This window comes from Pseudomonas sp. SDT291_1_S447, assembly GCF_054070155.1.
This window is the reverse complement of record NZ_JBSVXS010000315.1, coordinates 1-368: the sequence shown is the minus strand read 5'-3', so window position 1 is coordinate 368 and position 368 is coordinate 1. Positions and strand designations below refer to the sequence as shown.

Below are 368 nucleotides of genomic sequence, written 5' to 3'. Positions count from 1 at the left end.
CAACCAGCGTTTGCTGGTCGTCGTTGAAGTCGATCAGGGCGATTTGCAGCCCCACAGGGGTGATGGTGACGAAGTCGTAGCGCCGGCAGGTTCGGCCGTATTGCTGAATCAGCACGCGCAAAAGCTCGGGATTGAGCGACAGTTGAGCGTTGCTGAACTTCAGCAGCACAACGTCCCAATCGCGGTCGGGCTGGCGTTCCTCAATCTCGACGTAACCCACGCCCAGGCGCTCGAATATGCGTTTCAAACCGGCGGTGCTGCCGGCGTCGACCGAGTTGATAAACGCGTACTTCACGCGCAGGCGAAACAGCGACTCGGGTTCGCCCTTGAAGCGCGTCACGTCCCGCTGCCAGGCCCACAGCTCAAGG

At 60.9% G+C, this 368-nt stretch carries 1 protein-coding gene; it reads right to left on the bottom strand.

Annotation, left to right across the window (positions count from 1 at the left end; translation table 11 throughout):
• On the bottom strand, positions 1-368 hold a 368-nt coding region (locus ACW9IR_RS29725), incomplete at both ends, for a phage tail protein (RefSeq protein ID WP_457466181.1).